We start from the raw sequence: 24,527 nt of genomic DNA, 5'->3' as shown, positions 1-24,527 counted from the left end.
ACGCCATGACCGCCACCGCCACCACTTACGCCGTCTCCGGAATGTCCTGCGGCCACTGCAAGGCCACGCTGACCGAGGCCATCGGCGAGCTGGACGGCGTCCGCGGCGTCGAGGTCGATCTCGACAGGGGGCACGTCACCGTCACCAGTGCCGCGGAGCCCGACGACGCCATGATCGCGGAGGCCGTCGACGAGGCCGGCTACGAGCTGACCGGGCGGGTGTGAGCCATCACCGCCGAGGGTGGTGCCACACCAGCGTGTGGCGCCAGAGCAGGCGGCGGCGCAGGCGGGCGCCGGGCAGGACCGTCCGGGCCTCGCGGACGATCTCCGGGAAGGGCATGTCCGCCGGACGCGTGCGGGCCGTCATGGAGACGGGGCGAGACGCCGGGCGGCCCCGGTTCTTGAGCAGGGCCATGAGGATGTTGAGCGGGATCGACGCGACGCCGAGGAGGTGGTCGACGGGTGTCCGCTCCAGGGAGACACCGACGATCACCAGGGTGCCGCCGGGGGCCAGACGGTCACGGAAGGCCTGGAGAGCCTGGGTGAACGGCAAGTGGTGGACCACGGCGACGCAGGTGATGACGTCGTACGGACCGGCGGGCAGCCCGGCCGGCGCTTCGGCCACCGTGTACGTCACCGGGACCCCCGTGGGGGTCAGCTCCCGCGCCAGGGCGATGATCGCCGGGTCGGCGTCGACCCCGTGCACCCGCTCGGCCCGGCCGGCCAGCAGCCGGGCGAGGTCGCCACTGCCGCACCCCACGTCCAGGGCGCTCCCCACCCGCCTGGGGAGCTGCCGCAGGATCCAGCGGTGGAAGTGGGCGTTGTGATCCCAGGGACGGGCGGCGTGGAATCGTTCGAGGGCGCGCAGGACCCGGCGCGGCAAGGACGTCATGCCCTCAGTCCAGCAGACGGGTTCGGTCGCCCGACGTGGGCACTCGGGAGGTAACCGGCTCGCAGGGGTGCCGAGTGTGCGGCCCGCGTGAGCCGGTACCTTGCTGGGAAGGCCACTGCGGGGAGAAGCACATGACCGATCCGACGACCACAGACGAGGACGCCCTTCGTCCGCTCCCGGAGGACGGGAAGCCTTCGGGCGGGCCCCGTCGGCTCCTGGGCGCCGTCATGGGCGATCTCAGGGCCGTGGACGGCGCGCTGTACGCGGCGGTGGCCGCCACTCCCACGCCCACGCTCGACCGGACGCTGCGCCATCTGTCGCACGCGGCCGACCACTCCAAGATCTCGTTCGCCATCGCCGCGGCCCTGACGCTGGGCGGGAAGCGGCCGAGGAGGGCCGCGTTCGCCGGCGTCGGGGCGATCGCCGTGGCCTCGGCCTCCGCGAATCTGCTCGGCAAGCGCCTGGTGCGCCGGGCCCGGCCGGACCGGGAAGCGGCCCGCGTGACGGTGGACCGGCACGTTCCGATGCCGACGTCGGCCTCGTTCCCGTCGGGGCACACGGCATCGGCGGTCGCGTTCGCCACCGCCGTCGGCGTGGTCCTGCCGCCCGCCGCGGTGCCGCTCGGGGCGCTGGCGAGCGCCGTCGGCTACTCCCGTATCCACACGGGCGTGCACTATCCGGGCGACGTGGCCGCGGGCGCGGTCCTCGGCATCGCCAGCGCCGCGGCGGCCCTGGCGGCGGCAGCGGCGGCGGCCACACCGTCGGAGCGGACGCAGGCGCTCCTCACCGCGGCCCGTTCGCGGCCACGGATCGGCATCGGCGCCGCCGTACGGCAGTGAAGCCACGGGCTCACCGCCCTACGGCAGTGAGGCCGCGCGGGCTCGTTCATCGGCCCCTCGGCCGCGTTGCGCAGCCCGGCGAAGCGGGGTGCCGCTGCGCCCACCCGTGCCGCCTGGGGGCACCTCCCAGGCCCTCAAGGCACTGGAGAGGCACGACTGCCCGCAGCTGAGCGGGACCGGCGGCCCCCAGCGCGCCCCGGCTCCCGGCCAGTCATCGGCCATCCGGCCCCCGGCTAGTCCAGAAGCACTGCAGCGGACCGGCGTACGTCGACGGCGGTGAGGGCCAGGGCCAGCGGGCCCGGGGCCAGGAAGGCCAGGGGCAGCAGCATCCAGGCGCACAGCGCGGCCGTCGCCACGGCGAGCAGGACCAGTCCGCTGCCGCCCGCGTCCGCCACGGCGTCCCGGGCGGCGCCGCGCACCGCCGCGCGCCAGTCGATGAGCGACTCGGGGCGGGCACAGGCGCGAAGGGCGACGACCGCCGCGCAGGCGCCTATGGCGGCGGCGATCACGGCGAACAGCGGCGCGCCGGGCAGGCCCGCCCCGGCCAGCGCCACGTCGGCCGCGAGCAGCAGCAGACCCGCCAGGGCGACGGCACCCGCCAGCAGGTCACCGGCTCGCAGCCGTTGCCGTAGCAGGAGGAAGTACCTTCCGGCCGTGACGGGTCGGTCCTGTCCGGCGCCGCGGAGTACGGCGCATGCCGTCGACAGCGCGGCCGGTGCCGTCACCAGCGGCAGGCAGACCACCGCCGTGGCGAGGCCGACGCTCAGGACGTCGGCGAACAGCGTCATGCGCGGCCCGAACACCTCACCGGCCTCGCGTGTCCGCATCCCGCTCACCCCTTCACTCCGGAGCTGGCCATGCCCTCCACCAGGAACCGCTGGAAGGCGAGGAAGAACAGCACGATCGGCAGCAGCGCGATCACCGACATCGCGAACATCGGGCCGAACGCGGAGGTGCTGGAGGCGTCCACGAAGGAGCGCAGCGCGAGGGTCAGCGTGAACTTGTCCGGGTCGAACAGGTAGATGAGCTGGGTGAAGAAGTCGTTCCAGGTCCAGATGAACGTGAAGATGGCGGTCGTGATCAGGGCCGGCCGGGTGAGCGGAAGCACGACCTGGAAGAAGCTGCGGAAGGGGCCGCAGCCGTCGATCCGCGCCGCCTCCTCCAGTTCGCGCGGCAGGCCGCGCATGAACTGCACGATGAGGAAGACGAAGAAGGCCTCGGTGGCGAGGAACTTCGGCAGGATCAGCGGCCAGTAGGTGTTCACCAGGCCCAACTGGTTGAAGATGATGTACTGCGGGATCAGCACCGCGTGGTGCGGCAGCATGATCGTGGCGATCATGAAGGCGAACAGCGGCCCGCGCAGCCGGAACCTGAGGCGTGCGAAGGCGTAGGCGGCGAGCGAGCAGCTGATGACGTTGCCGAGGACCGCCCCGCCGGCGATCAGCAGCGAGTTGCCGAGCAGCCGCCAGATGGAGACGTCGTTGACGCCCTCCATGGCGGTGGAGTAGTTCGACCACTCCAGGTGACTGGGCAGCAGGTCGAGGCTCGCGATGACCTCGTCGGCGGGCTTGAGCGAGGTGGCCAGCAGCCAGGCCAGCGGGTACAGCATGACCAGCAGCGCGGCCAGGCAGCCCAGGTGGAGGGCGACCCGCCCCCAGCGGACGGGCTTGTGGGAAACGGCGGTCGAGGTCATCGGTCCCCCTCGGAGGCGTAGAAGACCCAGGAGCGGGAGGTGCGGAACAGCACCGCCGTGACCACACCGATCACGAGGAGCAGCACCCAGGCCATGGCGGAGGCGTAGCCCATGTGGGAGGCGACGAAGCCGCGGTCGTAGAGGTACATGGTGTAGACGAGGGTCGAGTCGGCCGGCCCGCCCTTGCCCGCGCTGACCGCGAAGGCGGGCGTGAACACCTGGAAGGCCTGGATGGTTTGCAGGACCAGGTTGAAGAAGAGCACCGGGGACAGCATCGGCACGGTGACGGACAGGAACTGCCGCCATTTCCCGGCCCCGTCGACCGCCGCCGCCTCGTACAGCTCGGCCGGTATCTGCTGGAGACCGGCGAGGAAGATGACCATCGGCGCGCCGAACTGCCACACCGTCAGCAGGGCCACGGCGAGCAGCGACCAGCCGGGCTTGTTGACCCAGCCGCCGGTGCCGAGCAGGTTGTCGACCGTGCCGCCGTCGTTGAAGACCGCACGCCAGACGAGGGCGATGGACATCGACGCGCCGAGCAGCGAGGGCGCGTAGAAGGCGGAGCGGTAGAAGGCCTTGCCGCGCTTCATGCCTTTCAGGGCGAGCGCGACGACCAGGGCGAGGGCCAGTTGCAGGGGCACGGCGATGACGACGTACGTCACCGTCGTCACGACCGAGCGCCAGTAGCGCGGGTCCTCGGTGAACATCTGCACGTAGTTGCGCAGGCCCACCCACTTCGGCGGGTTGAACAGGTCGTAGTCGGTGAACGACAGGTACAGCGACACGGCCATCGGCAGCAGGGTCAGGACGATCGCGCCGAGGACCCAGGGCGAGAGGAACACCCAGGCGGCGCCCTCGCGTTCGCGCTTGGGGCGGCGCTTCGGGGCGGCGGCGGGGACGCGTTCGGTCGCCGTGGGGATCGCGGTGGTGGTCATGACCTCAGCTCCGCCTTCGCCTCGGTGATGTAGTTCTCGGCCGCCTCGCGGGGCGACATGCGCTCGTACGACACCTGGTCGTAGTCGCGCTGGAAGGTGCTCTGGAGGGCGTTGTCGCCCGCCGGCGGTGCCTGGGGCGGGTCCTTGAGCTTGCCCTCCAGGGAGGCCTGGTAGTCGGCGATGGTCTTGTCGAAGTCCTTGAGCTGCGGGCCGATCTCGTCGCGGACCGTCTCGTTGACGGGGATGCCGCGGCTCGCGCCGAGGATCTTCGCGGCCTGCCGGTCGTTGACCAGGAAGTCGACGAGCTGTGCCGCCTCCTTCGGATGGGCGGTGTTCGCGGAGACTCCGACGAACATGGACGGCTTGAAGTACTGGCCGGGGGTGCCGTCCTCGCCGGACGGCATGGGGGTGAGCGCGACACCGCCCTTGACGAGGGCGAGGAAGCCGCTGGCCGGGGCGTCCCAGTTGGCGTCGGTGACGGAGGTGCCGCGCCCCAGCGGGGTGTTCTCGACGGAGCCGTCGAGCTGGGTGGTCTGCTCGGCGGGCGAAACGGCGCCCTCGCGGCGCAGCTTGTCGGTGAAGGTCCACCAGCGGGTGAGGTCTTCGGCGGTGAAGCCGAGTCCGCCGTCCTCCGTGTAGAGGGCCTTGCCCTGCCCGCGCAGCCAGACCTCGAAGGCGTCCTCGCTCTGCCCGGGGTCGGTCGCCCCGGGCTTGCCGGTCTTCTTCGCCAGGGCGCGCATGGTGTCGGCCCACTGGCTCCAGGTCCAGCTCCTGCCGGGGAGGGGCACGCCCGACTTCTTCCAGGTCCCGACGTCGTAGGCGACGGTCTCGGTGCCGCGGCCCTGCGGGATCGCGTACTGGACGTCGTCCACGCGGCCGGTCGCGAGCAGCCCCTGGTCGATCTCGGAGGTGCGCAGGACGGCTTTCTGCTTCGCCAGGTCGAGCAGGACGCCGCCGGAGGCGTACTGGTCGATCTGGCGGTAGTCCAGCTGCATGACGTCCGGGGCGTCACCGCCGGCGGCCTGGGTGGCGAGCTTCTGCTTGTAGGCGTCGTAGCCGGAGAACGACGTCGTCACGTCGACGCCCGGATGCTGCTTCTCGAACAGCGCGACGGCCTGCTCGGTGCGTTCCGCGCGGTCGGGGTTGCCCCACCACGTGTAGCGCAGCACGATCTTGCCGCCGCCAGCCGATTCCCCGGATCCTCCGCAGCCCGCCAGCACGGCACACAGTGCCAGTGCCGCGGCCGACGCGCAGAACCCCTTTGTCCTGTGTCGCGGCATGCCGAGGTCACCTCTTCCTTATCCTCGGACTTTCTGTCGGCCCCCCTCGCCCCCCCTGTTTCGTTACTCGCTCTGGTGCGGCAGCGTCGTCCCGGGCAGGTTGTACTCGTCCCGCCGGCCGCACATGCCGAAGCCGCCGAGCCGGGTGGGCGCGGCCTCGTAGGCGGTGGCCTCGCCGAGGTAGGCGGGTTCGCCGTCGGCCAACGCGTCGAGCTGGGCGCCGGTGCGTTCGGCGGTGGCCAGGGCGCCTGCCCGCCACAGGGCGCGCCAGGTGGGCACCTTGTCGCGCACGATCCGGGCGGCGGCCCGCTGGAACTCCAGGTACGGGCCGTTGTCACCGGCGACGAGCGCCTCGCGCAGGGTGAGGTAGCCCTCCACGGCGAGGTCCCGGCGGCGCTGGGCGGCCGCCGCCGTCTCCGGTCCCGTGCCGGGCGGCAGGGCCGCAGCGGCGGCGTACTTCTCCGGGTCGGCGAGCACCTCGGGCGGGAAGGTGAACACGGCGTCCCCGGCCTCGGGCAGGCCGCTGTTCTGCATCAGCACGGTGATGCGCAGATCACCGCCCTGCACCATGCGGTGCACGGTGCCCGGCGTGAACCAGGCGAGGGAGCCGGCTTCCAGGGGGATGTCCCGGTAGCCGTCGGGACTCAGCGTCTGGACCGCCCCCCGGCCGCCGGTGACGACGTACGCCTCGGTGCACACCAGGTGCAGATGCGGGCTGCCGCCGCAGACGCCGTCGGCGGCCTCCCAGTCGTAGGCGCTCAGGTGGGACAGGCCGATCGCGCCGGGCAGCGGGTGCGGCAGGGCGGGCTTGGCGCCGTTCACCACGGCAGGCCCTCCAGGTGCGTGCCGACCCGGTCGCGGTCCCAGGCGCCGTCGGCGACGACGAGCCGGTAGCGGAAGGCGAAGGACTCGCCCGGCGGGAGTTCGAACTCCTCGAAGAACGCCCAGGAGAAGGCGACCGTCGGGAAGGGCTCGGAGCGGACGAACCAGTGTGACTCGTGGATCGCGGACGTCTCGTCGAGGTTCTCGGGCGCGTGCGCGAAGACGAGGGTGGAGTGGCCGTCGACGTCGTCGTGCTCGGTGGTGAAGGCGAGCCAGGGGCCCTGGGTGCCCATCAGCTTGCCCGCGTCGGCGTCGGTGTCCGGGGCGAAGACCGTGCCGCCGGTGAAGTCGCGCGGGCCGCGCCACTGGAGTCCGGTGTAACCGGCCATCTCACGGCCGGCGGTGGTCGGGGAACCGAAGGCCAGCGGCTCGGAACGGACGTTGGTGAGGCGGATCGACCAGTCCAGGGCCCAGGCGCCGGCCTCCTCGTCCACCGAGTGCACGGTCAGCCCCCGCACCTCGCGCGCCCACTCCTCGCCGCCGTTCTCGACCCAGGTGAGCTCCTCGGTGAAGGCGAGGCGGTCGTCCTCGACCGTGAACTCCGTAAATCCGTCGTGCCGCATGGAGCCGACGCGCTCGGGCAGGCGCAGATAGCCCTGGCCGTGGACGTAGCAGTTGCCGCCCCAGAAGTTCTGGCCGGACAGATGGCTCGCGGTCATCTGCAGGCCCTTGTGCCAGCGGTGGTCGTTCGGCCGGTAGCCGGTGACCGTGCGGCCGGACAGGGTGCGCACCGGGTGGGCGTACGGCTTGCGGGCCTCGAAGGGGTCCGGGTCGGGGCGGTAGACGTAGCGGAGGATCTCCGTGCCGTTCGCCGCCGTGACGGCGATGTCCTCGCCGTGGGTGTGGGTGACGCGGATGCTCATGCGCGCTCCTTGGGGGCCCAGTCGGGGTACTCGCCGTGCATGGCCTCGTAGAAGGGGTCGCCGGGGCCGATCTCGCCCGCGTGCACGGAGCGGCCGGTGAACGCCGCCTTGTACAGGGCGGCGGCGAACTCCAGGGTGGCGCGGGCGTCCTGGCCACTGCCCGGTGGCCGGGTGTCGTTGTCGTAGGCGTCCAGGAGGGCGCCCAGCTGGGCGGTGTGGGAGCTGGGCACGTCGTTCGAGGGGGTCCGCCAGCCGATGGCGCGGTCGGAGGCGACGTGCGGGGCCGGGGTGTAGACCCAGCTGTCGTTGGAGTGGCCGTACAGGTGGGTGAGTTCGACCGTGGCGTCCGCGCAGTCGATGCGGATACGGCTCACCTCGTCCGGCGAGAGCACGCTGTTGACGACGGTGGCGAGGGCGCCGCTGCTGAACCGGACCAGGGCGGTGGAGACGTCCTCGCTCTCGGTGTCGTGGACGAGCCGGGCGGCCATGGCGCGGATCTCCTCCCACTCGCCGAGCAGGTGCAGCATCAGGTCGTACTGGTGGATGCCGTGGCCCATGGTGGGGCCGCCGCCCTCGCTGGCCCACTTCCCGCGCCACGGCACGGCGTAGTACGCGGCGTCCCGGTGCCAGGTCGTCTGGCAGTGCGCCACCAGCGGGGCGCCCAGCTCGCCGCTGGTGATCAGCTCGCGGGCGTGCACCGCGCCGGAGCCGTAGCGGTGCTGGAAGACGACCGCCGCGTACGCCCCGGAGGCCTCCTCGGCGGCGGCGATCTCGTCGTACTCGGCGAGCGACAGGGTGAGCGGCTTCTCGCACAGCACCCAGGCGCCGGCCTTGAGCGCGGCCACCGTCTGGTCGCGGTGCAGGGAGGGCGGCGTCCCGATGAGGACCAGATCGGGGCGGACGGCGTCCAGCATCGCGTCCACGAAGGTGTACCCGGCGACCTGGTCTCCGGCCAGCTCGCGGAAGGCGTCGAGGCGCTCCTGGTCGACGTCGACGGCGGCGACCAGTTCCACCCGGTCGGAGTGGGCCCGCAGCGCCGGCAGATGACTGCCGCTGACGATCGCTCCGGTGCCGACGACGGCCACGCGGCGGCGGGCGGGGGACAAGGACATGCGGCGCTCCTCGGACGGCCGGCGGACACACGCTGGGGAAGCCCTTTCGAAAGCACTGTGGAGCCTTGGAAAGCGCTTGCACCCGGAAGCCGACCCTAGGCGTGAGCGAATGTCTGGACAACCCCCCTGCAGCGACCTGCACAAGGTCTTTCCGAGCATTCTCCCAGCTCGGGGGTGAGATTCGGGTTGTTGTCAGCACCATGGAAAGCCGCGTGCCCCGCGCTTCGATGGTGGTGTTGACCCCACCACGAACCGGGCTGCCAGCCGGAGTGATCGAACCGCGACCCGTCCCTAGCGTTCTGTCGTACCGCACCCTCCTCTCCGGCATGTCCCTGCCAGTCCCGAGGTGGGCATCGGCGACAGAAAGGACACCCACCCGTGTTATCCCGCTTCCCGGGAACCGCGCGACGAGCAGCCCTGGCCCTGACGGCCGCCGCCCTCGCCCTGACCGCACTGCCCGCCACGGCCGGGGCGAGTCCCGGCTCCGACCCCCTCGCCCGCTACCACCACCAGCGCCTCACCTGGAAGAGCTGTGTCCTCGAACCGGACGACACGACCGGCAAGGAACTGGAGCAGGCGGGCGCCCGCTGCGCCGACGTGACCGTCCCGCTGGACTACGCGGACCCCGGCGGCCGCACGATCACCGTCGCGATCTCCCGGATCCGGGCCACCGACACCGCCCGCCGCGTCGGCCCGCTGCTGCTCAACGGCGGCGGCCCCGGCGGGCAGACCCTCGGCGACCCGCCGTGGGTGCGCAAGGCGATGAAGGACGTCGCCGCCCGGTACGACGTGGTCGGCGTGGATCCCCGTTTCGTCGGCCGCAGCACACCGCTGGACTGCCGCTGGCCGACCGGCTCGGCATGGCGCGGGGCCGGTGAGGACCGGGCGGGCTTCGACCGCATGGCCGCCTTCTCGAAGGACCTCGCCGAGCGCTGCCGCACCCACGCGGGCGATGTCCTCCCCCACGCCACCACCCGTAACACCGCGCGCGACATGGACGTCGTCCGGGCCGCGCTCGGCGAGCGGCGGATCTCCTACCTGGGTTACTCGTACGGCAGTTACCTCGGCGAGGTGTACGCCACGATGTTCCCCGGCCGGACCGACCGGGTCGTCCTCGACGGTGTGATCGATCCGGACCGGTACGGGCCCCGGCTGCTGCGGGGCGTCGAGCGGGCCAACCGCCGCGCGCTGGAGGGCTGGGCCTCCTGGGCCGCAGCCCGGGAGACGACTTACGGACTGGGCCGCACACCGGGCGAGGTGCTGGCGACCGTGGACCGTGTCCGCGAGGCCGCGGCCCGCACGCCGCTGCGGCTCGGCGGCCACCGGCTGGACGAGCACGTGATGCCGATCGTCGCCTTCAACGGCCTGTCGCAGCACAACGACACCGCCTACGGGGACTTCGCGCAGGGCGTCCGGGACATGCTGCGGGCGTCGCGGGGCCAGCGGGTCACGCCGTCACCGTGGCTCGCCGGGGTGCTCGAGTTCGTGCTCACGGACACCGACTCCCCCTACGGCAGCGTGCAGACGGCGATCCTGTGCGGCGACGGCCCCGCTCCGCGCGACCCGGAGGTGTACTGGCGCGAGGTCCAGCGCACCCGCGCACAGGACCCGCTCTTCGCGCCCGTGACCAACAACCTCAACCCGTGCGCCTTCTGGGAGCGGCCACGCGAGCGCCCGACCACGGTCCGGGACGACCTGCCGGCCCTGCTGGTCAACGCGACCGGGGATCCGCGCACCGACTACGACGGCGCCCGGGCGGTCCGCGGCATGTGGCCCTCCTCGCGGCTGATCACCGTGACCGGCGCCGACCAGCACGCGGTATACGGCGTTTACGGCGTTCCCTGCGTCGACGACACGGTCAACGCGTACCTCGCCACGGGGCGCCTGCCGGCCCGGGACGTGAGCTGCGCCGCGCCCGCCCGGTGAGAGGGGGCTCGCGGCACCTGACCGGTGAGTCCAGGCTCGCGGCGTCCGTGCCGCGAGCCGACACCGGCTTCCCCCGCGGTCCGGTGACCACAAAGACCAGAACCTCCGTTGGTTCCGCAAGAGAGACAGCCCGTCGGCGCCGGTGCACCATGTGGCCCACGTCACCCTCCCCACAGGGCCTTTACCTACCCGCAACGACGTACCGACAGGTGGTGGCACACGTGCGCCTGCGCACCCCCCTCGCCCTGCTCGGGGCCGCCGTGCTCGTGCTCGTCGGACCACCGCTGCTGACCACCGGCAGCGGCTCCGAGACCGGCACACAGATCCCGGGCCTGCGTTTCATGGTCCCCAACACGCCCGGCGGAGGCTACGACATCACGGCCCGCACGGCCGCGAAGAACGCCGAGGACGCCGAACTGACCCACAACATCGAGGTGTTCAACCTCCCCGGGGCCGGCGGCACGGTCGGACTGAGCCGGCTGGTGAGCGAGCACGGCAACGGCAAGCTCGCCATGTCCATGGGCCTCGGGGTCGTGGGCGCCGTCCGCTCCAACGACGCGCCGAAGACGCTCGGCGACACCACGCCGATCGCCCGGCTCACCGAGGAGCAGGACGTCGTCGTGGTCGCCAAGGACTCGCCGTACAAGACGATCGACGATCTCATCGGCGCCTGGAAGGAGAACCCGGGCAAGCTCCCGGTGGGCGGCGGCTCGTCGCCCGGCGGGCCCGACCACCTCGCGCCGATGCTGATGGCGCGGGCCGCCGGGATCTCCCCGAAGCAGGTCAACTACATCCCGTTCGACGGCGGCGGCGAGCTGCTCGCCTCGATCCTCGGCAACAAGGTCGCCTTCGGCGTGTCCGGCGTCGGCGAGTACCTGGACCAGATCAAGGCGGGCGAGCTGCGGCTGCTCGCGGTCACCGGCCCCGAGCGCGTCGAAGGGCTGGACGCGCCCACGCTGAAGGAGGCCGGGTACGACGTCAACTTCACCAACTGGCGCGGCATCGTCGCCCCGCCCGGCCTGACCGACAAAGAGCGCGACAAGCTCGTGCGGCTGCTCGAGGAACTGCACGGCTCGGAGGAATGGCGCAAGTCCCTGGAGCAGAACGGCTGGGACGACGCCTTCCTCACCGGGGAGAAGTTCGGCGCGTTCCTCGACGCCGAGGACAAGCGCGTGGTTTCGGTGCTGAAGGAGCTGGGACTGTGACGACGCAGACCACCGACATTCCCCCCGCGGAGCGCGGCGAGCGGCGCTCGTGGCTGCAGGAGCACTCCGAACTCGGCGTGTGTGCCCTGCTGCTGGTGCTGGGCGTGCTCGTCCTGACGGACGCCCTCACCATGGACGTTGACATCGCCCAGCGCGGCCCGGTCGGCCCGAAGACCGTGCCCGTCGTGGTCGGCGCCGGCCTGCTGGTGATCGCCGCGCTGCTCGCCGTGGACGTGCTGCGCGGCGGCCGGGGCCAGGCCGAGACCGGCGAGGACGTCGACCTGTCCGAACCCGCCGATTGGCGCACGGTGTTGCTGCTCGCCGGGGTGTTCCTCGGCTCGGCCGTCCTGATCGAGCCGCTCGGCTTTCCCGTCGCGGGCGCGCTGCTGTTCTGGGGTGCGGCCTTCGCGCTCGGCAGCCGCAGGACCGACCGCGATCCGCTCATCGCGGCCGGGCTGTCCCTCCTCACCTACGTCGTCTTCAACAACCTGCTCGGCGTGCCCCTGCCCGGCGGTCCGCTGATGGGAGTGCTGTGACATGGACGCCTTCAACTCCCTTCTGGACGGCTTCGGTACGGCCCTCACCCCGGTCAACCTGCTCTGGGCCGTCATCGGCGTGCTGCTCGGCACGGCCATCGGCGTGCTGCCCGGCATCGGCCCGGCGATGGCGGTCGCGCTGCTGCTGCCGGTGACGTACGGGCTCGAACCGACCGGCGCGTTCATCATGTTCGCGGGCATCTACTACGGCGCGATGTTCGGCGGCTCGACCACCTCCATCCTGCTCAACACGCCCGGCGAGAGCGCGGCGGTGGTGGCGGCCATGGAGGGCAACCCCATGGCCAAGTCCGGGCGCGGCGCGCAGGCCCTGGCGGCGGCCGCCGTCGGGCACTTCGCGGGCGGCCTGATCGGCACGATCCTGCTGGTGGCACTGGCGCCGACGGTCGCCAAGCTGGCCGTGGACATCGGCGCGCCGGACTACTTCGCCATCATGGTGCTGGCGTTCATCGCGGTGACGTCGGTGCTGGGCTCGTCCCGCATCCGGGGCCTGGCCTCCCTGCTGATCGGCCTCACGCTGGGCCTGGTGGGCCTGGACCAGATGACCGGCCAGCAGCGCCTGACCTTCGGCTCGCTCCAACTGGCGGACGGCATCGACGTGGTGATCGTCGCGGTCGGTCTGTTCGCGATCGGTGAGGCCCTGTGGGTGGCGGCGCACCTGCGGCGCAGCCCGCCGGAGCCGATCCCGGTGGGGCGTCCGTGGCTGGGGCGCGGGGACGTGAACCGGACCTGGAAGTCGTGGCTGCGCGGCCCGTTCATCGGGTTCCCGTTCGGCGCGATCCCGGCGGGCGGCGCGGAGATCCCGACCTTCCTGTCGTACGTGACGGAGAAGCGTCTGTCGAAGCACAAGGACGAGTGGGGCAAGGGCGCCATCGAGGGCGTGGCCGGTCCGGAGTCGGCGGCGTCGGCCTCGGCGGCGGGCACCCTGGTGTCGATGCTGACCCTGGGCCTGCCGACCACGGCGGTCGCGGCCGTCATGCTGGCCGCCTTCCAGCAGTACGGCATCCAGCCCGGCCCGCTGCTCTTCGAACGCGAACCCGACCTGGTGTGGGGCCTGATCGCCTCGCTCTTCGTCGGCATGGTGCTGCTGCTCGCGCTCAACCTGCCGCTGGCGCCGGTGTGGGCGAAGCTGCTGCGCATTCCGCGGCCGTACCTGTACGCCGGGATCATGTTCTTCGCGGCGGTCGGCGCGTACGCGGTCGGCGGTGAGGTGATCGACCTGGTCATCCTGCTGATCATCGGCCTGATCGGCTTCGGCATGCGCCGCTACGGCCTGCCGGTGCTGCCCGCCGTCATCGGCGTGATCCTCGGCCCGAACGCCGAACAGCAGCTGCGCCGCGCGCTCCAGATCAGCGACGGCAGCGTGACGGGGCTGTTCAACACGCCGTTCGCGGTGACGGTGTACGCGGTGATCGTGCTGCTGCTGGTCTGGCCACTGGTGAGAAAGGCGGTGACGCGGGGCCGCGCCGCGGCCTGACCCGGTCATCGGGGCACCCGTTCCCGGGTGCCGTCCGGGAAGCGGATCTCCACCTCGCCGGTCGCGGCGACCCGTACGCGCGGTCCTGAACGCCACGCGTGCGGGTCGCCGTTCGTCTCCGGGGAGGCGCTCAGCACGACGAGGGTCACCAGGAGGTGGGTGCCGCCCGGGTGGGCGGGCAGGGTGAGGTACGGGGTCGCCGAGTGGTGGCCGCAGGCATTGGTGCCGACCCGGTGTTCCACTGCCGTCTCGGCGTCGTGCCACCCCTGCAGGCCGACGAGCATGCTGGTCAGGCCGTCCGCGCGCCGGGCCAGCGCCCAGCCGGGGCCGGTCCGGGCGGCCGGTGGCGCGGTGTCGTCGGCGACGGCCCAGCCGCCCTCGCGTACGGGCGTGCCGGGCGGCGCGTCGACGCGGTGCACCCGGACCTCCCAGGGGCCGTGCACCACGCTGACCGTCTCGATGCGGTGGCCTTCGTCGCTGCCCGGGAGCACCGCCCGGTGCCAGGAGGCGGCCCGCGTGCCCTCGACGCCGAGGGGGTGGATGCGACCGCGCGGGGTGGGCGTGCCGTCGGGGGCGAGCAGGGCGATGTGGTTGTCAGGAGCCCGGTCCGCCGGTGTCTCGGGCGCCGTCGCACTGGAGTAGGCGAACCGGGCGTAGTGCGGGCTGTCCTCGGCACGTGCAGGCGGGGGCGGCAGGCGGTCGCTGCCGTGGTTGACGAGCCGGACGATCCCGTCGGCGGCGGTGGAGTGCAACAGCCAGCCCGGCGCCGGTAACGCGAGGCGCACGTCGGCCGTCTCCACCGGGCCGGGTTCCTCGGGCGCGGTCCACACGGGGTGGTCGGCGGGCAGGAGCAGGCCGAGGAAGGCTTTGCTCGCCCAGTACGGGGAGGCCGGGCCCGAGTACCGCTGGGTGACGGGAAGGAAGGGCCCGTACCAGCCGAGCGTGAGCAGCCCCTGCGCGTCGGGCACACCACGCTCGGCGAAGTGCTTCAGCGCGCCGGAGGCGAGACGGCGGGTGCGGCCGGGCGGCAGTGGAGTGGCGTCGGCGAGGACGCCCGCCCACAGCGGGGCCGCCGTCGCGAAGCGGTAGGTGAGCGAGCGGCCTTGGTGGACGGGAGCACCGTCGGTGCCGAAGAAGTGCTGGTGGTCGTGGAGGAACGACCGCAGGCGTCTCCGGTGTTCGGCCACCAGCCGGGGGTCGGCGCGCGGCCCCGCGATACGGGCCCACAGGACCGGATAGAGGTGCAGCGCCCAGGCGTTGTAGTAGTCGAACTTGCGGCCGTCGCCGTCGGTGTACCAGCCGTCGCCCCGGTACCAGTCCTCCAGGCGGGCGAGGCCGGCGTCGATCTCGGTGCGGCTGTGCGGGGCGCCGACGGAGGCGAGGAACTCCTCGGTGATGACCTGGAACAGCCGCCAGTTGGAGTCGTTGACCACGGCTCCGACGAAGCCGCCCAGCCAGTCGGCGACCCGCTGCCGCACCCGGTCGTCGAGCCGGTCCCAGATCCACGGGCGCGTCTCGTGCAGGGCGATGGCGAGGGACGCGGCCTCGACCATGGGCTGGGAGCGGTCGGTGATGGGCGGCCAACGGTCGGGGCCGTGCGGGTCGGTGCCGGCCGCCAGTCCGGCCGCGTACCGCTCGATCAGGCCGGACACTCCCTGCCCGCCCGCACCGGCGATACGGAACGCGGCCAGCAGGAAGGATCGGGCGAAGCCCTCCAACCCGTCCGACCAGGGCCCGGAGTGGCTGGGCGGGCCGGGCAGCCGGTACTGGGCCAGGCCCGGGGAGGCGTAGGGCGTCAGGGCGTCGAGGAGACGGTCGGCGATCGCCTCCCAGTGGGCGCGGGCCCAGCCGGTGAGGGGCGAGGTCAGCGGGTCGGGGGGTGGCAGGTGGGGCAGGTTGGGGAGGTGCGTCGGGTCGGGGAGCGACACGTGCGGCGCGCTCATGCGGGTGCGGTTCCTCCGTTGGTCACAGGGCGCGCCCGGGCGGGGGCGCGCCGACGCTGTCGCGTACGACGATGTGGGTGCCGAGCAGATGGTGGGCCCCGGCGGCGTGCTCGGGGTCGCGCAGCGCGATGCGCACGGCGGCGCGGCCGAGTTCCTCCGCGGGGGTGCGGACGGTGGTGAGGGGCGGGTTGAAGTCCTCCGCGAGCGGGATGTCGTTGTAGCCGACGACGGAGATGTCACCAGGAACGCACAGTCCGGTGTCGGCGATGGCGCGCAGGGCACCGGCGGCGACCATGTCGTCCCCGGCGAATACGGCGGTGAACTCCCTTGTCGCTTTGAGGAGTTCGGTCATCGCGCGGTGGCCGGCGGCCCGGCCCAGGCCGCAGTCGACGACGTGTGCGGCTTCGGGCGGCAGCCCGTGCTCGGCGAGGGCGGCCCGGTAGCCGGCGACGCGGGCGTCGAGGGCGGTGTTGCCGGGCAGCCCGCCGAGGAAGACGATCCTGCGGTGGCCGGCCGACAGCAGGTGGGCGGTGACGGCGCGGGCCCCGGCCTCGTTGTCGAACTCGACGACGAGCGCCGGGATGTCCGGGTCGGGCGCGGGCCGCCCGCAGAGCACCAGCCGGGCCCCGGTGGAGTCGAGGGCGTGGGCGTAGTGGGCGACGCGCTCGCGGTAGGCGTCGTCCTCGACGACCCCGCCGACCAGGATCACCAGCCGGGCGCCCTCCTCCCGCATGAGCTGCACGAACTCCATCTCGCGCTGGGCGTCGCCGCCGGTGGCGCCGACCACGCAGAGCCAGCCGCGGTCGGCGGCCTCGGCTTCGACGCCCTCGGCGACCTGGGCGTAGAAGGGGCTGGTGACCTGGCGGACCACGACGGCGGCCATCTTGCGGCCGCCGCCGACCAGGGCGCGGGCGTGTGCGTTGGCCACGTAGTCGAGGTCGCGGGCCGCGCGCAGGACCCGGGCCCGGGTCGCCGGGGGCACCGGGTGGTTGCCGCTGAGCGCCCGGGAGGCGGTGGCCGTGGACACGCCCGCCCGCTCGGCGACCTCGCGGATCGTGACCCGCCCCTTGGACACCATGTCGTTCCCCATCCCCCGCGTCTCCTCTTCGGCCCACCGCTGCTCAGGTGTTGGCCGCGTAGTCCTTGGCGTATTCCTCGGCCATTCTGTCGCCGCCCCGGCTCCGCCACTTCTTCACGGCCGCGTCCCACTCGGACATGGGCAGGCGCCCGGCGATGATCCCGGTGATCGTGTCGTCCAGGAACGTCTTGAGGGTGGCGCCCTGGGAGTTGTTCGTCGCGGACTGGAGCCCGAAGGAGGCGTCGCGGATGGCGTGCGGTACGACCTTCTGCTGCCAGGCGTGCAGGGCGCGCACGGCGTCGGGCATGCCGGGCACGAACAACACCTGGGGACCCTCGGCGAGGTACTTCAGCGGCAGGTTGGTGTTGTTCTCGACCTCGCCGAGCTTGGTGAACTCGGGCGATCCGTCCTTGGCGCGGGTGAAGTGGACGCCCTCGACGCCGTAGTGGACGAGTTCCCACTCCTGACTGCCGAAGGGCGCGGCGAGGTAGTCGAGGATGCGCAGCAGCAGTTCGATGCGCTCCTTCTTCGCCTGCTTCAGGACGGTGTAGCCGAAGGAGCGGCGGGCGGCGACGATGCCGCCGGGCTCGCCGCCGACGTTGTACGGCAGGGCCGCGGCGGGGCTCATCTTGCCCTTGGATTCCCGGTACTTGGGCAGGTAGGCGCCGAACCCGTCCTGCATGGAGCCGACGGTGCCGTTGTAGTAGAGGGTCGTCAGGTCGATCTGGGAGATGGTGGTGGCGTCGGGGTGGTAGGAGCCGTTCTTGCGCAGCTGGGCCTGGAAGGCGATGGACGCCTTGTAACGCTCGTCGGCCGCGGCCGGCAGGAAGGTGCCGTCCTTGGTGACGGCCCAGCGCTGGGGCGCGTTGTGGGCGGCGGAGTGGTAGGCGTTGCCGAACAGGGAGCCGTTGGCGGCGCCGAGCATGTACGTCCGGCCGCGGGTGCCCCGCCGGGCCACGGCGGTGAAGTCCTCGGCCGTCCAGCCCTCCTTCATGCCCGCGTCGGCGAACATGTCCTGGTTGATCCAGAGAGTGGAGCCGGGCAGCGGGCGTTCCAGCGGGATGCCGTAGATGCGGCCGCCGATACGGCCCATGTCGCGCCAGGCGTGGGTGGGGATGCCCGCGAGGTTGGGGTAGTCGGCGATCGCGTCACCGGAGAGGTACGGCGTGAGGTCCTGGGCGCGACGCTGCACGAACTGCGCCTCTCGGGGCAGGGTGAAGCCGGCGAACATGTTGATGATGTCGGGCAGGGCGTCGGCGTCGCCGGCCATGACCGTCGCCATCTTCTTCTGGTAGTCGGCCTGGGAGATGATCGTGTACTCGATCTTCACGCCGAGGGCCTTCTCGACGGCCACCCAGAAGCGGTTCTGCGAGGCGGGCTTGGGCGGCGTGCCGAAGGAGACGGTCATGACGCGGACGGTGGAGCCGTCGCCCGGGGTGCGGGAGACGGACTTGACCAGGTCGGACGGGTAGGACGTGTAGCCGGCCTGGACACCGGCGTCGGTGGGGGCCAGGTCGGGCTTGGGCCCGGCGGCGGGCCGGTAGGCGGGCCAGGGGGCGAGCTTCTTGCCGGCGTTGGAGACGTCGCTGTCGCCGGAGTCCGAGGAGGAGCAGGCGGTCAGCAGACCGGGGACGGAGACGGCGGCACCACCGGCTGCCACGGTACGCAGCAGGGTGCGTCGGGACATGCTGGGCATGGGTGAATCACCTCGTGTCGGCTCGGTTCAGCTCTTGATGGCGCCGGTGAGCACGCCTTTGGTGAAGTACTTCTGGAGGAACGGGTAGACGAGCAGGATCGGAACGGTGGCGATCACGAGCACCGCCATCTGCACGGTCTGCGGAGCGGTGACGGTGGCCTCGCCGGTGGTCGCGTCGGTGAGTCCGGCGCCGGACACCACATACGTGCGCAGCACCTGCTGGAGCGGCCAGTGGTCGCTCTCCAGGTACAGCGAGGCGTAGAACCAGGAGTTCCAGTAGGCGACGGCGTAGAACAGGCCGACGACGGCGAGCGCGGCCTTGGACAGCGGCAGCACCACCGACACCAGCACCCGCCAGTCCCCCGCCCCGTCCAGCCGGGCCGCCTCGTACAGCTCCTCGGGGATCGACTGGAAGAAGCCGCGCAGGACGACCAGGTTGAACACGTTGACCAGGACGGGCAGGACGAGCGAGGCGTACGAGTCGAGCAGGCCGAGTTCCTTGACGAGCAGGAAGCTCGGGATCATGCCGGGCGGGAAGAGGAACGTGAACAGCACCAGCAACAGGACGGGCTTGCCGCCGAAGACGCCCGGGCGGGACAGCGCGTAGGCCAGGGTCACCGTGCAGGCGAGGCTGAGCAGGGTGCCGACGATCGTGACACCGGCGCTGACGCCGAGGGCGTGGGTGACGATGCCGCCGTCGAAGATGTCGCGGTAGGCGTCGAGCGAGGGTTCGGTGGGCCACAGCACCCAGCCGCCGTTGTCGACGACCTCCCGGGTGGACGCCAGCGAGGTCGACACGATCACCAGGAACGGCACGCACACCAGCAGCACGACGGCGGCGAGGGCGAGGGCCTTCGCGGCCTGGGTGAGCGGCCGGGGTTTCTCCATCCAGCCGGGCCGGGCGGACGCGCTCACTTGTAGACCCCCTGTTCGCCGAGGCGGTGGGCGACCTTGTTGGCCGCGTAGACGAGGAGGGCGCCGACGACCCCCTTGAACAGGCCCGCGGCGGCCGCGAATCCGTAGTCGCCGCCGACGATGCCCTGGTAGTAGACGAAGGTGTCGATGACCTCGGCGGTCTCCGGTCCGACCGCGTCGCGTTGCAGCAGCATCTGCTCGAAGCCGACGGAGAGGATGTCGCCGAGCCGCATGATGAGCAGCAGCACGACCACCGGGCGGATGGCGGGCAGGGTGACGTGCCAGAAGCGCCGCCAGGGTCCGGCGCCGTCGATGGCGGCGGCCTCGTACTGCTGCTCGTCGACCTGGGCGAGCGCGGCCAGGAAGATGATCGTGCCCCAGCCGGCGTCCTTCCAGATGACCTGGGCGACGACGAGCGGCTCGAAGGCGTCCGGGTTGCCGATGATGTCGACGGTGTGCAGACCGGCCCCGCTCAGGCCGCTGTTGAGCAGGCCGGTGTCGCCCAGCACCTGCTGGAACAGCGCGACGACGATCACCCACGAGATGAAGTGCGGCAGATATGCCACCGACTGCACGAACCGGCGCACCGAGCTCCAGGTGAGGGTGTGCAGCAGCAGGGCGAGGCCGAGCGGCACCGGGAAGTAGAAGACCAGCTGGAGGACGGCGATCCAGAGGGTGTTGAGGACGGAGTCCCAGAACGCCGCGTCCTCGAACATGCGCTGGAAGTTGCCCGGGCCCACCCAGGGGCTGCCCCAGAGGCCGTCGAACGGCACGTACTCCTTGAAGGCGATGACGTTGCCCACGAGTGCGCCGTAGTGGAACAGCAGGAAGTAGGTGACGCCGGGCAGCATGAGCAGGAACAACGCCTTGCTCTGAAAACCTTTACCCTTACGCTGCACCCCATGGGGACCGCGTCGGCCCGGACTCGCCCCCTTCGTACCTGCTGGTTCCCGTAAGGCAGTTGCCACGGCTCCCCCTCACCTCGGCATGTCCGGTGAAGGGAAGTTAAAACGTTTTCACTATGCGGTCAACACTTCTGACACAGGCGCGAGTTGACCCGGCCGGCCTTCAGGCCGAGAGCAGTCCCCGGCCGAACCAGTCGGCGGACGAGCGCACGCCCGGCAGGGCGAAGAAGTATCCGCCGCCGGTCGGGGAGATGTAGTCCACGAGCGGTTCGTCGATCAGGCGGGTCTGCGTGGCCTCGAACTGGCGCCGCACGTCCTGCTGGTAGCAGCAGAAGACCAGGCCCATGTCGAGGTTGCCGACGCTGTCGACGCCCCGGTCGTAGTTGTAACCCCGGCGCAGGATGCGGGAGTCGTCAGTCGCCGCGGTGCGCGGGTTCGCGAGACGGATGTGGGCGTCGAGCGGGATGGCCGTGCCGTGCGGGTCCTTGGCGTAGTTCGGGCTGTCGGTCTCGCGGGCGCCGTCCAGCGGGGCACCGGTGTCCTCGCGCCGTCCGAACATCTGCTCCTGCTCGGTCAGCGAGACGCGGTCCCAGAACTCCACGAGCATCCGGATGATCCGGACGACCTGGTAACTGCCCCCGGTCGCCCAGCCGGGTTCGCCCTGCCCGTCGCCGACCCAGACGAGGTGGTCCATCTCGCGGGACGACGCGACGTCCGGGTTGGCTATGCCGTCCTTGAAGCCCAGCAGGTTGCGCTGGGCGCCGCTGGGCCGGGGCGCGTTCTGGAAGCCGTCGACGCGCCAGCGGATCTGCATCGCGCCCCGCGTGTGCTTGGCGATGTCGCGCAGGGCGTGCAGCACGGTGTCCTGCCGCGCCGCGCAGATCTGGAGGGACAGGTCGCCGTGGCACTCGGCGGGGTTCAGGTTGTCGTTGGGGAAGGTGCGCATGGGCGTGAGCCTGCGCGGCTTCGCCTCGGCGAGTCCGTAGCGGTCGTCGAAGAGGGAGGCTCCGACGCCGACGGTCACGGTGAGCGCGTCGGCCGGGACGACCGGGCCGAGGATGCCGTTGTCCGAGGGCGGGGCGCCGACACCCAGGTCCGCAGGGGTGCCGCCGGCGGTGAGGAAACGGGCTCGCTGGGTCAAGGTCCGCAACAGGTCGGTCAGTTCCGCGCGGTCGCCGGCGATGACGTCGAAGGAGACGAAGGCGGCGGCCTTCTGCTGGGGGGTGAGGATTCCGGCCTGGTGGGGGCCGTGGAAGGGCACGGCGGCATCGCCCGTCCCTTCTGCGGCCTGGGCCGTGCCGTCACCGCTCTCGGCGAGCGCGGACCCGCCCCCGGCCAGTACGGCTCCCACGGCTCCGGCGCCCAGGGCCGTCCTGACGAAGGAACGGCGGCCGGCGTGGGCGGGGCAGCCCGGCGGAGGCGTGTCGGCGGACGGCATGAGGGTGTTCCCTTCGGCGTGTTCGTCGTGCTGGCGGTGGTGGCCGGCGCTCACGCGGACTTCCTGATCTCGAGCAGGTCCGGTACGGGCGACAGGTCTTCCAGTAGCTGCCCCGTGGCGCCGTCGATCCGGTCCTTCGCGGTCCGGCCGAGCCGGTCGACGGGAGTCCAGCGGCCGTCACGGTGCTGGGCGTCGAGCAGCGTCCGCAGGCGCGCGATGCCCGCGTCCACGGTCGGGAGCAGATGCGGAGCCCGGGTGGTGAGCAACGGCCGCAGCACGGTGAGCAGTTCGCGGGTACCGGCGAGGTCGGCGTCGGCCGTGGCCAGTGCGGTGCCGCTGCCCTGGTCGGTGTCGCCGGTCAGCTCGAACTGGAGGGTGTTCTCCAGGATCTCGTGGGCACGCAGGGGCAGGTCGGAGGGGTCGAAGTCCTGATGCGGGAAGGCCGTGCGCAACCCCGCCGCGTCGGCTGCTAGTTGATCCGCCGGGCCCTTGAGCTCACCGGCCGACTGGCCGTGCCACAGCCCGTACTCGATCCGGTGGAAGCCGGTGAAGTCCTTGTCGTGGATCCCGCCCGGCAGACCGTCGGGCCGGCCGTTGATCTTCTGGTCGAAGTCCTCGAAGGTGCCGTAGGCGGCGCCGAGGGAGGCGTAGGTGCGGTGCGCGGTCAGCCAGTCGGCGCGTGCCGTGTCCAGGTGCCCGCCGCGGATGTCGTCCCTGAGTGTCCGGGTCTCGGTGACGAGGGTGGCCAGGCCCCGGTTCACGTACGCCTTGTACGCCCGCAGCGGTCCCGCGAGATCCCGCGCGGAGACGGGGACCACGGCCCCGGCACCGGCTTCGCCGCCGACGCGGACCGCCTTGGAGGTGACGGCCTTGCCGTCGGCGGGGACACAACGCCAGGCGTACGTGCCGCCCGCCACGGTGGCGACGAGGTCCCGGGTGGTGCCGGGGGCCAGGCCCTCGATCTCGCCGTAGACCGCGTGGGTGGCCGGGTCGATGAGGTACACCTCGGACGTCTGGTCCCCGGTGTTGCGCATCTGGAAGGTCTGCCGCCCCGGCTCCGGCGCCGTGAAGCCCTGACCGCAGTTCTTGGCGGAGACGGCGACCGTCTCGCCCCCGGCGGGTTTGGGGCGTGCCAGGGCGACGACGAGTCCGGCCAGGACCGCGGGCACGGCGACCACGGCGACGGGGACGAGCCAGGCGGGGCGGCGGCGGGTGGGCTCCGGGGCAGGAGTGGGAGTGGGCCTCGGGCTGGGAGCACCTCCCCGCACACCCCTCACGAACAGCGTCATCACCACGCCGAGATATCCGACGTACCCGGCCACCTGGAGCCACGTCATCGTCGGCGTCAGGTTGAGCACACCCTGCAGCAGCGTGCTGTACCAGGACCCGGCGTCGACGCTGCCGCTGAGGTCAACGGCGTAGGCCGTCCCGCCGGGCAGGACCGCGCCCTCCTGGAGGTCGCGCAGTCCGTAGCCGAGCACGCCCGCGGCGATCACGATGAGGACGGCGCCGGTGGCGGTGAAGAAGCGGGTGAGATTGATGGAGAGCACCCGGCGGTAGAGCCCCCAGCACAGCACCGCCGCGAGCACGAGGCCGATGCCCGCGCCGGTCAGCGGTCCGGCCGACTCGTGTGCCGCGCGGGCCGTGGTCCACAGGAACAGGGCGGTCTCCAGGCCCTCGCGCCCCACCGCCAGGAAGGAGGTGAGGACCAGCACGCCGGCGCCCATGGTCAGTGCCCCGGTGACCTTCTCCTTGATCTCACCCGCCAGGTTGCGGGCGGAACGGCGCATCCAGAACACCATCGCGGTCACGAAGGCGACGGCGACGATGCTCAGCGTGCCGCCGAAGGCCTCCTGGGCGGCGGTGGACAGCGACGCCGCGGTGAACGTGAGGACCGCGCCGAAGCTCATCGAGAGCGCGATCGCGGCCAGCACGCCGGTCCACACCTGCGGCAGACGGGACTTGGCGCCCGCCCGCACGAGGGTGGCGACCAGCACGGAGACGATGAGACCGGCTTCCAGTCCTTCCCTCAGCCCGATCAGGAAGCTGGGAAACGCGTCGTCCCACATGTGCTGCGGCCCTCCCGGCCCTCCGCCCCGGCCACCGCACAAGCGAGTTAGCCAAGGCATGCCTTACCGACGCCGACCATCATGACCTCGATTCTCTGGGCATCCGGTCATGAATGCCTCACGGCACGGCAAAAGTCCGGCGTCCAACTCCCCATCAGGACCCGGCGGAGGGTGCCGGGCCCGGCTCGACGGACTCAGCCGGACGACGTGGTCGAAGACCACACGCCGAACCACTGCTCGGCACCGAACTCCTCGAACCGCTCCACCTCGGTGAACCCCAGCTTCGCCGCGAGCCGCATCGAGCGGTCGTTGGCGGTCTGGGTGCACAGCACCACCGGCTCGCCGGGCAGCGCCTCGGCGAACCAGCCGAGTGCCGCCGCGCACGCCTCGGCGGCGTACCCGCGTCCCCACGCCTCCGGCAGGAACATGTAGCCGAGCTCGGCCTCACCGCCCTCTGGACGGACGCGCCCCGGGCGTTGCGCGTCGCGCCGGTCGAGCGTGACCGTGCCGATCATCGCTCCGTCGAGGTCGGTCACGAACAGGCCCGGGCGCCGACCGGGCACCTCGGGCACCGCGCGTTCGAGCTCGTCCCGCGGTTGGGGGCCACCGAGGTAGGTGCGCACCTCAGGCGAGGCGAACAGCTCGATGAACGCGGCACGGTCCCGGGCCTCGGACTCGCGGAGCACGAGCCGTTCGGTCTTCATCGGGGCAGGCGGCCAGACGACGGGCCCTATTCCAGTCATGGCGGGCAACCTATCGCAGGCCCGCGAGAGCGGTCCGAAAGAAATGACCTGGTTGCGTGCCGGGCCCCTTGACGCGTCAATGA

General features: G+C 72.0%; 22 protein-coding genes. 6 read left to right on the top strand and 16 right to left on the bottom strand.

The window, feature by feature from the left end; all coding sequences use genetic code 11:
* Positions 1-5: 5 nt before the first annotated feature.
* Positions 6-224 (top strand): cation transporter, encoded by a 219-nt coding sequence (locus tag ABZ192_RS27695; RefSeq protein WP_356927176.1) that lies wholly within the window; start codon positions 6-8, stop codon positions 222-224.
* Between the two features lie 4 nt (positions 225-228).
* Here ABZ192_RS27695 and ABZ192_RS27690 read toward each other — a convergent pair whose 3' ends face one another.
* On the bottom strand, positions 229-891 hold the full coding sequence (locus ABZ192_RS27690; RefSeq protein WP_356927175.1) for a class I SAM-dependent methyltransferase: 663 nt from the start codon (positions 889-891) through the stop codon (positions 229-231).
* Positions 892-1,022: 131 nt separating this feature from the next.
* On the opposite strand from ABZ192_RS27690, the gene ABZ192_RS27685 reads away from it, so the two are divergent.
* Positions 1,023-1,730: a phosphatase PAP2 family protein gene (locus ABZ192_RS27685; RefSeq protein ID WP_356927174.1), complete on the top strand. Its 708-nt coding sequence runs from the start codon at positions 1,023-1,025 to the stop codon at positions 1,728-1,730.
* A 233-nt stretch (positions 1,731-1,963) separates the two neighbouring features.
* Here the strand turns inward: ABZ192_RS27685 and ABZ192_RS27680 are convergent, their stop codons facing one another.
* The 7 genes from ABZ192_RS27680 to ABZ192_RS27650 form a co-directional block, all read right to left on the bottom strand.
* Positions 1,964-2,557, bottom strand: coding sequence for a hypothetical protein (locus ABZ192_RS27680; RefSeq protein ID WP_356927173.1), 594 nt, complete (start codon positions 2,555-2,557; stop codon positions 1,964-1,966).
* A 5-nt stretch (positions 2,558-2,562) separates the two neighbouring features.
* Positions 2,563-3,423 carry a carbohydrate ABC transporter permease gene (locus ABZ192_RS27675; protein ID WP_356927172.1) on the bottom strand — a complete coding sequence of 287 codons (861 nt, stop codon included), beginning with the start codon at positions 3,421-3,423 and terminating at the stop codon, positions 2,563-2,565.
* The gene (locus tag ABZ192_RS27670; RefSeq protein ID WP_356927171.1) at positions 3,420-4,358 is read right to left on the bottom strand and encodes a sugar ABC transporter permease; all 939 of its coding nucleotides are present in this window, start codon (positions 4,356-4,358) and stop codon (positions 3,420-3,422) included. The genes ABZ192_RS27675 and ABZ192_RS27670 overlap by 4 nt, the downstream gene beginning before the upstream one ends.
* On the bottom strand, positions 4,355-5,638 hold the full coding sequence (locus ABZ192_RS27665) for an ABC transporter substrate-binding protein (protein ID WP_356927170.1): 1,284 nt from the start codon (positions 5,636-5,638) through the stop codon (positions 4,355-4,357). Before ABZ192_RS27665 ends, ABZ192_RS27670 begins: the two co-directional genes overlap by 4 nt.
* Positions 5,639-5,701: 63 nt before the next feature.
* Entirely contained in the window at positions 5,702-6,463 is a 762-nt protein-coding gene (locus ABZ192_RS27660) for a cupin (protein ID WP_356927169.1), read from the bottom strand.
* Positions 6,457-7,383, bottom strand: coding sequence for a PmoA family protein (locus tag ABZ192_RS27655; RefSeq protein WP_356927168.1), 927 nt, complete (start codon positions 7,381-7,383; stop codon positions 6,457-6,459). Before ABZ192_RS27655 ends, ABZ192_RS27660 begins: the two co-directional genes overlap by 7 nt.
* Positions 7,380-8,495: a Gfo/Idh/MocA family oxidoreductase gene (locus ABZ192_RS27650; protein WP_356927167.1), complete on the bottom strand. Its 1,116-nt coding sequence runs from the start codon at positions 8,493-8,495 to the stop codon at positions 7,380-7,382. The genes ABZ192_RS27655 and ABZ192_RS27650 overlap by 4 nt, the downstream gene beginning before the upstream one ends.
* A 378-nt stretch (positions 8,496-8,873) precedes the next feature.
* Between ABZ192_RS27650 and ABZ192_RS27645 the strand changes: the two genes are divergently transcribed.
* The 4 genes from ABZ192_RS27645 to ABZ192_RS27630 all read left to right on the top strand — a co-directional run bounded on the left by ABZ192_RS27645 (position 8,874) and on the right by ABZ192_RS27630 (position 13,657).
* Positions 8,874-10,421, top strand: coding sequence for an alpha/beta hydrolase (locus ABZ192_RS27645; RefSeq protein WP_356927166.1), 1,548 nt, complete (start codon positions 8,874-8,876; stop codon positions 10,419-10,421).
* Positions 10,422-10,642: 221 nt separating this feature from the next.
* Entirely contained in the window at positions 10,643-11,626 is a 984-nt protein-coding gene (locus tag ABZ192_RS27640) for a tripartite tricarboxylate transporter substrate binding protein (protein ID WP_356927186.1), read from the top strand.
* Positions 11,623-12,162 (top strand): tripartite tricarboxylate transporter TctB family protein, encoded by a 540-nt coding sequence (locus ABZ192_RS27635; protein ID WP_356927165.1) that lies wholly within the window; start codon positions 11,623-11,625, stop codon positions 12,160-12,162. Before ABZ192_RS27640 ends, ABZ192_RS27635 begins: the two co-directional genes overlap by 4 nt.
* A gap of 1 nt (position 12,163) precedes the next feature.
* Positions 12,164-13,657: a tripartite tricarboxylate transporter permease gene (locus tag ABZ192_RS27630; protein ID WP_356927164.1), complete on the top strand. Its 1,494-nt coding sequence runs from the start codon at positions 12,164-12,166 to the stop codon at positions 13,655-13,657.
* Between the two features lie 5 nt (positions 13,658-13,662).
* Here ABZ192_RS27630 and ABZ192_RS27625 read toward each other — a convergent pair whose 3' ends face one another.
* The 8 genes from ABZ192_RS27625 to ABZ192_RS27590 all read right to left on the bottom strand — a co-directional run bounded on the left by ABZ192_RS27625 (position 13,663) and on the right by ABZ192_RS27590 (position 24,444).
* The gene (locus ABZ192_RS27625; protein WP_356927163.1) at positions 13,663-15,600 is read right to left on the bottom strand and encodes a DUF2264 domain-containing protein; all 1,938 of its coding nucleotides are present in this window, start codon (positions 15,598-15,600) and stop codon (positions 13,663-13,665) included.
* A gap of 22 nt (positions 15,601-15,622) precedes the next feature.
* Positions 15,623-16,678, bottom strand: coding sequence for a LacI family DNA-binding transcriptional regulator (locus ABZ192_RS27620; RefSeq protein WP_356927185.1), 1,056 nt, complete (start codon positions 16,676-16,678; stop codon positions 15,623-15,625).
* A gap of 43 nt (positions 16,679-16,721) precedes the next feature.
* Positions 16,722-18,374, bottom strand: coding sequence for an extracellular solute-binding protein (locus ABZ192_RS27615; RefSeq protein ID WP_356927162.1), 1,653 nt, complete (start codon positions 18,372-18,374; stop codon positions 16,722-16,724).
* Between the two features lie 27 nt (positions 18,375-18,401).
* The gene (locus ABZ192_RS27610; RefSeq protein WP_356927161.1) at positions 18,402-19,289 is read right to left on the bottom strand and encodes a carbohydrate ABC transporter permease; all 888 of its coding nucleotides are present in this window, start codon (positions 19,287-19,289) and stop codon (positions 18,402-18,404) included.
* A complete protein-coding gene (locus tag ABZ192_RS27605; protein ID WP_356927184.1) occupies positions 19,286-20,140 on the bottom strand; it encodes an ABC transporter permease subunit in 855 nt (284 codons plus the stop codon). The genes ABZ192_RS27610 and ABZ192_RS27605 overlap by 4 nt, the downstream gene beginning before the upstream one ends.
* 217 nt (positions 20,141-20,357) lie before the next feature.
* Positions 20,358-21,632: an iron uptake transporter deferrochelatase/peroxidase subunit gene (gene efeB, locus ABZ192_RS27600; RefSeq protein ID WP_356927183.1), complete on the bottom strand. Its 1,275-nt coding sequence runs from the start codon at positions 21,630-21,632 to the stop codon at positions 20,358-20,360.
* A 50-nt stretch (positions 21,633-21,682) separates the two neighbouring features.
* Positions 21,683-23,701, bottom strand: a complete 2,019-nt coding sequence (gene efeU, locus ABZ192_RS27595; protein ID WP_356927160.1) for an iron uptake transporter permease EfeU — start codon at positions 23,699-23,701, stop codon at positions 21,683-21,685.
* Between the two features lie 194 nt (positions 23,702-23,895).
* Entirely contained in the window at positions 23,896-24,444 is a 549-nt protein-coding gene (locus tag ABZ192_RS27590; protein WP_356927159.1) for a GNAT family N-acetyltransferase, read from the bottom strand.
* Positions 24,445-24,527 lie beyond the last annotated feature (83 nt).

It is taken from the genome of Streptomyces sp. NPDC006235, from assembly GCF_040613735.1.
GTDB lineage: Bacteria > Actinomycetota > Actinomycetes > Streptomycetales > Streptomycetaceae > Streptomyces.
The sequence above is the reverse complement of the archived record's forward strand: the minus strand, read 5'-3'. Positions and strand labels throughout refer to the sequence as shown.

Coding starts and splice junctions, on each gene's coding strand:
- ABZ192_RS27695 (WP_356927176.1), top strand. CDS start 6: ATGACCGCCACCGCCACCACTTACGCCGTCTCCGGAATGTCCTGCGGC.
- ABZ192_RS27690 (WP_356927175.1), bottom strand. CDS start 891: ATGACGTCCTTGCCGCGCCGGGTCCTGCGCGCCCTCGAACGATTCCAC.
- ABZ192_RS27685 (WP_356927174.1), top strand. CDS start 1,023: ATGACCGATCCGACGACCACAGACGAGGACGCCCTTCGTCCGCTCCCG.
- ABZ192_RS27680 (WP_356927173.1), bottom strand. CDS start 2,557: ATGCGGACACGCGAGGCCGGTGAGGTGTTCGGGCCGCGCATGACGCTG.
- ABZ192_RS27675 (WP_356927172.1), bottom strand. CDS start 3,423: ATGACCTCGACCGCCGTTTCCCACAAGCCCGTCCGCTGGGGGCGGGTC.
- ABZ192_RS27670 (WP_356927171.1), bottom strand. CDS start 4,358: ATGACCACCACCGCGATCCCCACGGCGACCGAACGCGTCCCCGCCGCC.
- ABZ192_RS27665 (WP_356927170.1), bottom strand. CDS start 5,638: ATGCCGCGACACAGGACAAAGGGGTTCTGCGCGTCGGCCGCGGCACTG.
- ABZ192_RS27655 (WP_356927168.1), bottom strand. CDS start 7,383: ATGAGCATCCGCGTCACCCACACCCACGGCGAGGACATCGCCGTCACG.
- ABZ192_RS27650 (WP_356927167.1), bottom strand. CDS start 8,495: ATGTCCTTGTCCCCCGCCCGCCGCCGCGTGGCCGTCGTCGGCACCGGA.
- ABZ192_RS27630 (WP_356927164.1), top strand. CDS start 12,164: ATGGACGCCTTCAACTCCCTTCTGGACGGCTTCGGTACGGCCCTCACC.
- ABZ192_RS27625 (WP_356927163.1), bottom strand. CDS start 15,600: ATGAGCGCGCCGCACGTGTCGCTCCCCGACCCGACGCACCTCCCCAAC.
- ABZ192_RS27620 (WP_356927185.1), bottom strand. CDS start 16,678: ATGGTGTCCAAGGGGCGGGTCACGATCCGCGAGGTCGCCGAGCGGGCG.
- ABZ192_RS27615 (WP_356927162.1), bottom strand. CDS start 18,374: ATGCCCAGCATGTCCCGACGCACCCTGCTGCGTACCGTGGCAGCCGGT.
- ABZ192_RS27605 (WP_356927184.1), bottom strand. CDS start 20,140: ATGCTGCCCGGCGTCACCTACTTCCTGCTGTTCCACTACGGCGCACTC.
- efeB (WP_356927183.1), bottom strand. CDS start 21,632: ATGCCGTCCGCCGACACGCCTCCGCCGGGCTGCCCCGCCCACGCCGGC.
- efeU (WP_356927160.1), bottom strand. CDS start 23,701: ATGTGGGACGACGCGTTTCCCAGCTTCCTGATCGGGCTGAGGGAAGGA.
- ABZ192_RS27590 (WP_356927159.1), bottom strand. CDS start 24,444: ATGACTGGAATAGGGCCCGTCGTCTGGCCGCCTGCCCCGATGAAGACC.